Source organism: Ohtaekwangia sp. (genome assembly GCF_036786105.1).
In the GTDB taxonomy this organism is placed as follows: domain Bacteria; phylum Bacteroidota; class Bacteroidia; order Cytophagales; family Cyclobacteriaceae; genus Ohtaekwangia.
Window position 1 is genome coordinate 72,045 of record NZ_DAIQRQ010000018.1, and the last position, 5,576, is coordinate 77,620.

The 5,576-nt window shown below is 45.8% G+C and carries 6 protein-coding genes; all 6 read right to left on the reverse strand.

The genetic code is table 11. From position 1 onward, the window contains the following. Positions 1 to 201: 201 nt before the first annotated feature. Positions 202 to 1,854: a DNA repair protein RecN gene (gene recN / locus V7Q33_RS10410; protein WP_333819789.1), complete on the reverse strand. Its 1,653-nt coding sequence runs from the start codon at positions 1,852 to 1,854 to the stop codon at positions 202 to 204. Next, positions 1,854 to 2,078 carry a hypothetical protein gene (locus V7Q33_RS10415; protein WP_333819790.1) on the reverse strand — a complete coding sequence of 75 codons (225 nt, stop codon included), beginning with the start codon at positions 2,076 to 2,078 and terminating at the stop codon, positions 1,854 to 1,856. Before V7Q33_RS10415 ends, recN begins: the two co-directional genes overlap by 1 nt. Before the next feature lie 72 nt (positions 2,079 to 2,150). After that, the gene (gene porD / locus V7Q33_RS10420) at positions 2,151 to 3,059 is read right to left on the reverse strand and encodes a type IX secretion system protein PorD (RefSeq protein WP_331981943.1); all 909 of its coding nucleotides are present in this window, start codon (positions 3,057 to 3,059) and stop codon (positions 2,151 to 2,153) included. Continuing rightward, on the reverse strand, positions 3,052 to 4,254 hold the full coding sequence (gene coaBC / locus V7Q33_RS10425; RefSeq protein WP_331981946.1) for a bifunctional phosphopantothenoylcysteine decarboxylase/phosphopantothenate--cysteine ligase CoaBC: 1,203 nt from the start codon (positions 4,252 to 4,254) through the stop codon (positions 3,052 to 3,054). The genes porD and coaBC overlap by 8 nt, the downstream gene beginning before the upstream one ends. A gap of 95 nt (positions 4,255 to 4,349) precedes the next feature. Beyond that, positions 4,350 to 4,661, reverse strand: coding sequence for a DNA-directed RNA polymerase subunit omega (locus V7Q33_RS10430; RefSeq protein WP_331981949.1), 312 nt, complete (start codon positions 4,659 to 4,661; stop codon positions 4,350 to 4,352). A 4-nt stretch (positions 4,662 to 4,665) separates the two neighbouring features. After that, a complete protein-coding gene (locus V7Q33_RS10435) occupies positions 4,666 to 5,478 on the reverse strand; it encodes an outer membrane protein assembly factor BamD (RefSeq protein WP_331981952.1) in 813 nt (270 codons plus the stop codon). Positions 5,479 to 5,576 lie beyond the last annotated feature (98 nt).

Sequence of the window (5,576 nt, forward strand, 5' to 3'; positions counted from 1 at the left end):
GTGAGTTCTGTGGGAAATAAATTTTACGCAGTAAGCAGCTCTTGAGCGTTTTGAAAGGCAACTTTGGATGGCTTCTCTACGCTAAAGATTTCACAGACAAAATCAAATGCAGTAAAATCTCCCACAGAACTCACAGATATACACAGATTAAATGCAGCAAAAGCTTCTGTGAAATTCTGTGAGTTCTGTGGGAAATAAATTTTACGCAGTAAGCAGCTCTTGAGCGTTTTGAAGGGCAACTTTGGATGGCTTCTCTCCGCCTATCATTTTGGCGATCTCCTCCACACGCTCCTCTTTCTTGAGCTCGCGTATGCTGCTCACTGTTTTGGCTGCGGAGTTATCTTTATATACAAAGTAATGTGCATCGCCTTTCGCGGCCACTTGGGGCAAGTGACTGATCGCGATAAGCTGATGTGTCTTCGACATAGACTTCATCAGGTTACCGAGTTTGATCGCTACTTCACCCGATACACCGCTATCAATTTCATCGAGTATCAGGGTGGGCATTGCTGTCTTCTCAGCCATTACATATTTGATGCAGAACATCAACCTCGAAAATTCCCCGCCCGATGCCACCTGTGCCAACGGACGCGGTGCTATACCTTTGTTGGCGCTGAAGAGTATATCTATTTTATCTATACCCGAGGCAGTCGGTTCGGTTTCCTGAACATCAATCTGTAGAGTAGCATTTGGTATACCTACCTCTTGCAACAGCTTTACCAGTTGGTTGCTCAGCGGTTTGAATGTTTTCTTTCGTGTGTCGCTGATTTTTGCCGCCAGTGCGCGCACTTTTTTATCAGCCGCTGTATAAGCGTCTTTTGCTTTCGCCAGCGCTTCGTCTACATTGGACGTGATGCTGTCTTTTTCGCGAAGACCTTCCTGAATAGTGAGAAGTTCTTTTACATCGGCAGCACGATGTTTTTTTAGCAGGCGATACAATACACTCAAACGCTCTTTCACAAACTCAGAGCGTTCGGGATCAAACTCTATACTTTCTTCTTCACGCTCAATTTCATCCAGCAAGTCATCCAGCTCAATAATCATGCTATCGATACGCTGAAACAGGTTACTATATTTATCGGCATACGAAGTCACATTCTGCAGATGGTTGCGTGCTTCGCTCAGGCTGCCGCGTGAGGCATATTCAGATCGCGTAAGTAATTCAAGTGTTTGCTGAAAGCGGGTTTTGATTTCCTCCGCATGCTCCATGATCTTCATCTCCGACTCCAGCGATTCCTGCTCGTTCTCCTCGAAGTTTGCCTTGGTAAGCTCATCCAGCTGAAAGCGTATATAGTCTGCTTCCTGCCGAAGTGTTTCCGCTTCTGCTGTTAGTGTCTCGTATGCTTTTTTTGCATGAAGATATTCGCTCCATTGCTCTGCATATTGCTCAATCAACGTTTGATTTTCTGCATACGCATCGATGAGCTTTAATTGAAATGTTTGATTGCCCAGCAGCAACGTTTCGTGCTGTGAATGTATATCCATCAACAAACTTCCTACACGCTTCATTACTTCGAGCGTAACGGGTGTATCGTTGATAAAGGCACGCGATTTTCCCCCAGGACTAATCTCTCTGCGAATAACCGTATTGTCATCATAATCCAGATCTTCCGACTTAAAGAATGATTTCAATTTATAGTCTTTGATGTTGAAGACACCTTCGGTTATGCACTTCTCATTCTCGTCCCACAATACTTTTGTCTCAGCACGGTTGCCCATCAGCAAGCCGATGGCACCCAGCATAATGGATTTACCAGCTCCCGTTTCGCCGGTGATCACGTTGAGATGGGCGGAAGGCTCCAGCTCCAGGTGACGGATCAATGCGTAGTTTTTAATGGTGAGATGCTTTAACATCAGGCGTTCGTGTCGAAATATATTTCAGCAATTTTATCAAATGAATACGATACATTCTTCATCCGCATGTTCTTTAACACAATTCCGTTGTCGCTGGTTTTCTCCAGTGTACCCACTATAGCCGTGCTGTCCGTCAACACAACGTTGATTGTTTTACCGGTGAAATCCGGCATCCGCTTCCGGATCTGTACGGAATCATTAAGACGAAGTTGCCGCGTACCCATGGGGGCTAAGATACTATGAAAAAAGAATACGGGCGATGAATTTCAGGTGAAGCTGATTCAGAAAAAGAAACGCTAATTCTGAATGATCTTGTCGTAGTTGGCGCGGTTAGACGATGGGTCTATCGCTTTGATAATGTCGTACGCCTCCCGCCTCACCTGCAGGTTGCCGGATGAAAAAATATTTACAAGCTCTTTACCCTTGGCATCAAAGAAGCTTACAATGATTACGGCTGTAGGGTTTACATCGCGCACCTTCTTGATGTCTTTCAGTCCTTTTAAAATAACTTCCCTGCTTTTGTCCGGATCTTTATCGAAGGTATCGAGTGCCAGGCGGTGATAGGCATAAATCGCTTTGCGCAAGTCTACCATCTGCGGATTGTTGTAGTTCTCCACGATCCAGTAACGCGATCGGTTTCCCTGTAGCGACTGCCATCCGGGACGGCCCGACTGCTGCGCGTTGTTTACCACTTGCAATGCTTTCTGAAAGTACGGAGTACCGCCCAGCTCACTGAACGTATCGTAATCTACGCCGATGATCATATAGGCATATAATGCCAGCATTGACGTGAGGTTGGTGGTATACGTGTTGTCGTTGTATTCGAGCGGAAGCGATTCAACGTATTCAAACTGCCAATCGCGATCGGCAAAGTTAAATGCCAGTGTTGAGTAGTTCGTGTTATATACCGGTCGTGCAGATTGTATTTGTACGGAAGCTTCAAAGGTACCGATGGAGGTACCAGTCTGCATACTGGTGATGGTGATCAAAATATTGCATTTGATCTTCTCATAGCTCTTGTACGAGTCGTTCGTCCATTTGCGTGTGTTCATAAACTGCTCAATGGCCGTCTTCATATCGCGAAAAATATTCCGGTCAGACGTCTGAACCTGCGTGGCGTTGATAGATACCGTGCAGCTCAGCTCCTGCGCCTGAACAGCCAGTGAAATAAAAAGAAGAACAATGACCAACGCTTTTTTAATCATGCAGCTTTTCAATAATGGCATTAACAATATCCTGTGCTACTTCTTTTTTAGTTTTCAATTCAAACGACTTCACACGTTGTTCCTTGTCGATGATGGTGATCTTGTTGGTATCGTGTTGAAACCCGGCACCTTTATCGTTCAGTGAATTTAATACGATGAGGTCAAAATTCTTTCTTTCTAATTTAGACAATGCGTTGGCTTTTTCATTCTCTGTTTCCAGGGCAAAGCCCACAATCACCTGCCCGTTGTGTTTCATCTTTCCGAGCGATGCAGCGATGTCGCGCGTTTTTGTCAACTCGATTGTCAGGTTTGCATCACTCTTCTTGATCTTCTGCTCCGCTACCTCCACCGGCCGATAGTCAGCCACCGCTGCTGCCAGCACCGTAACATCCGCGGTTGGAAAATGGGTAGCACACGCTGTATACATCTGCTCAGCCGAAGTCACGTTGATAACGTTGATCTGTGTATGTGTCGTATGCTGTTGCGTAGGCCCCGTTACCAGATTTACTTCAGCGCCGAGATCGGCCAATGCTTCTGCAATGGCAAAACCCATTTTTCCACTGGAGTGGTTGCCTATAAAGCGCACAGGATCGAGTGCTTCATATGTAGGGCCCGCTGTTACCAGTACTTTTTTACCGCCAAGTTTTTTCTGTGTGGCGAAATGCTTTTCCAGTGCGGCAACAATTTCTTCCGGTTCCGCCATTCGGCCCTGCCCTACCAGCCCGCTGGCCAGTTCGCCATACGTTGGGTCGATCAGTATATTTCCAAAATCTTTCAGTTTGTGAAGATTATGTTGCGTGACAGGATGCTGCAACATATCGAGATCCATGGCAGGAGCAAAAAATACCGGGCAACGTGCGGAAAGGTATACCGCGAGCAAAAGATTATCGCACAATCCATTCGCCATTTTTGCCAGCGTATTGGCACTGGCTGGAGCAATTACCATGGCATCGGCCCACAACCCCAGGTCTACATGGTTGTTCCACTGGCCGGTTTCATCTTTCGAGAACGTTGTGAGTACAGGATTTTTAGAGAGTGTAGCGAGCGTAAGCGGTGTTATAAAATCATGTGCGGCAGACGTCATCACCACTTTTACGGTTGCCCCGGCTTTCACGAGCAATCGCGTGAGCACAGCCGACTTATAAGCAGCAATGCTTCCTGTTACGCCCAGCAAGATCTTTTTATTATGAAGCATATCCGTTACCGGTTTACAAGTTACCCGTTAATCGTTATCCGGAAACAATGTATCGATTACGAATAACGATTAACAGATAACGGATAACGTTTTCCCTATGCCGGGTCTTCGTTACGCATACGGAAGGTAAGCTCGCCATCGAGAAACTCTTCTATCGCTGTATTGGTAGGCTTCGGCATACGCTCGTAGAACTTGGAGATTTCGATCTGCTCGCGGTTTTCGAAAACTTCTTCCAGGTTATCTACAGTAGTAGCAAACTCAGCCAGTTTGTTGTTGAGCTCCTCTTTCAGGTTCACGGCAATCTGGCGCGCACGCTTGGAGATGATCACTACCGACTCGTATACATTACCGCTGGGTGCTGCGATCTTTTCTACATCGCGGGTTACTATGGATGATTGAGCTGCCATATTATTATGTGTTTGTGTTTTTCGTTTTGTTTAATTTTTCGAGGCTGTCGCCATACATTTTTTCTGCGTCTCTCAGAAACTTGCTCTGCGGGAACTTGTCTACAAATTCTTTGTAGTGTTCTACCACAGCTTTATAACGTTCTGCCTGCTTTGAATAAATACTTTGTTGCGCAAGTTTGTATTCGGCCGATACCACCAGGTAGCTGGCTTCTTCCACGTAATGCGAATCGGGGAAGTTGTTCTTGAAATTGTTAAGCGATACGATAGCCGCCTTGTAGCTGCGCATTCTGTAGTACTGGTACGCATTTTCAAATCCTTTTTTCTCAAGTTTGGCCTGTGTGGTGTAAATTACCTCTACCGCCTGGTCTTTGAATTTGCTGTTCGGAAAGCGGTTCAAAAATTCCTGCATGGCAGCCATGGCATTAATGCTGTTGGTCTGATCCAGGTTGGGCTTGGGCGATGACGCATATTGCGAATAAGCATACATGTATCGCGCCTCTTCTGCCAGTGTGCTACGACCATAGGTTTCGTAAAAGGTTTTGAATTGCTCGGAAGCCAGCAAATAAAGCTTATCGTAAAACTGGCAATAGGCCAGGAAGAACTGCACTTTTTCACCTTCCGGCAAGCCGCGCACAATGGGCAGAATCTGTTCAAACAATACCGAAGCCTTATAATATTCCTTGATATCGTAATAATGCAGGGCTCCCTCATATTTCACCCGCCAGTCCTGACTTTTCTCAATTCTCCGGAACTTGCTGCACGATGCCCCGGCCAGCAGGATGAAAATTATAAAGATTAACGCTGATAGATTCCGCATAAGCCCGCAAATATAGTACAAGAGTTTAGAACAGAAAAACGCTGTTTTCATGCAAATAGGATGTAACAGGGGGAGAAAAAGTTGGAATCTGGCTTCAG

Excerpts from the sequence above, each read along its gene's own strand:
- recN (WP_333819789.1), bottom strand. The coding sequence starts at position 1,854 with ATGTTAAAGCATCTCACCATTAAAAACTACGCATTGATCCGTCACCTG.
- V7Q33_RS10415 (WP_333819790.1), bottom strand. The coding sequence starts at position 2,078 with ATGGGTACGCGGCAACTTCGTCTTAATGATTCCGTACAGATCCGGAAG.
- porD (WP_331981943.1), bottom strand. The coding sequence starts at position 3,059 with ATGATTAAAAAAGCGTTGGTCATTGTTCTTCTTTTTATTTCACTGGCT.
- coaBC (WP_331981946.1), bottom strand. The coding sequence starts at position 4,254 with ATGCTTCATAATAAAAAGATCTTGCTGGGCGTAACAGGAAGCATTGCT.
- V7Q33_RS10430 (WP_331981949.1), bottom strand. The coding sequence starts at position 4,661 with ATGGCAGCTCAATCATCCATAGTAACCCGCGATGTAGAAAAGATCGCA.
- V7Q33_RS10435 (WP_331981952.1), bottom strand. The coding sequence starts at position 5,478 with ATGCGGAATCTATCAGCGTTAATCTTTATAATTTTCATCCTGCTGGCC.